Source organism: Micromonospora sp. NPDC048843 (assembly GCF_040649965.1).
Taxonomy (GTDB): domain Bacteria; phylum Actinomycetota; class Actinomycetes; order Mycobacteriales; family Micromonosporaceae; genus Micromonospora; species Micromonospora hortensis.
Genome location: NZ_JBEZGJ010000131.1, coordinates 1 through 1392, shown reverse-complemented (window position 1 = coordinate 1392; position 1392 = coordinate 1). Strand labels below are relative to the sequence as shown.

Below are 1392 nucleotides of genomic sequence, written 5' to 3'. Positions count from 1 at the left end.
ACGAGCCCGGCCTGAGTCCGAGCCCGGCCTGAGTCCGAGCCCGGCCTGAGTCCGAGCCCGGCCTGAGTCCGAGCCCGGCCTGAGTCCGAGCCCGGCCTGAGTCCGAGCCCGGCCCGAGTCCGAGCCCGGCCCGGAATCGGGCCTGGAGGACGAAGGTCAGCGCAGGCCGGCGGCGGCGAGCAGGTTGCCCTCGGGGAGCGCCGGGAGGGCGCGACCCTGCGACATCCGCTGTTCGGCGCGCTCGGCGGTGAACGCGGCGTCGTGGTGGATGGCGGCGGCGTAGCTGGCGGCGGTGCGTTGGGCGATCGCGGCCCAGCCGTACTGGTCGTGGACCATCCGGCGGGCGCGGCGGGCCATGACGCGGGAGCGGTCGGCATCCGACAGGAGCGCGTCAACGGCGTCGGTGAGGCTGTCCGGGTCGTGCGGGCGGAAGGTCATCCCGGTGACGCCCGGTTCGACGATCTCGCCGAGGCCTCCGGTGGCGGCGACTGCGAGGGGAGCGCCGGCCGCGGCGCCTTCGAGGGCCACCATGCCGAACGGCTCGTAGATGCTCGGCACGACGAAGCAGTCGGACGCGGCCATCAGCGCCGGCAGGTCGGTGCCGCCCAGGAAGCCCGGCATGGTGACCATTCCGCCGAGGCCGCGGCGGTGCACCTCGGCCTCCAGTTCGGCGCGGTACGGGCCGTCACCGGCGATCACGGCACGCAGCCCGGGGTGTCGTTCGCGCAGCCGGGGGAGCGCGGCGATCAGGTGCTGCACGCCCTTCTCGTACACGAGGCGGCCGGCGAAGGTGACCAGCGGGCCGTTCCCGGCGAAGCGGGCGCGGGCGGCGGCCACGGCACGCGCGGGCACCCGCCAGCGGTGCGGCTCCACGCCGTTGGCGACCACGTCGACCCGTCCGGCCGGTACGCCGAAGAGCGCGTTCACCTCGTCGCGCATGTACCCGGAGCAGACGATCACCCGGTTGGATTCGCTGCTGAGCCACTGCTCGACGCCGTGGATGGTGCGGTTCATCTCCTCCGGCAGCCAGCCCTGGTGCCGACCGGCCTCGGTGGCGTGGATCGTGCTGACCAGCGGGATGTCCAGGTGGTCGCGCAACGTCATAGCGGTGTGGGCGACGAGCCAGTCGTGGGCGTGGATGACGTCGTAGGAGCCGGCCTGGGTGGCGCGCAGGGCGGTGCGGGTGAGGGTGTGGTTGAAGGCCATCGTCCAGGCCAGCAGCGAGTCGGTGGCGAGGGGGAAGGTGACCGGGTCCTCGGGGGCGCGCAGGATGCGTACGCCGTCGGCGTACTCCTCAAGGGGTGCGCCGTCGCTGTGGCGGGTGACGACTGTGACCTCGTGGCCGGCGGCGGCGAGGGCGACGGAGAGGGCGTGCACGTGTCGACCGAGACC

Annotated in this window: 1 protein-coding gene; it reads right to left on the bottom strand. The window is 73.9% G+C overall.

All coding sequences use genetic code 11. The features are described 5' to 3' along the window. Positions 1 to 156: 156 nt before the first annotated feature. Positions 157 to 1392: glycosyltransferase family 4 protein (locus tag AB0C20_RS25925; RefSeq protein WP_357568921.1), on the bottom strand; the 1236-nt coding region annotated here is incomplete at its 5' end.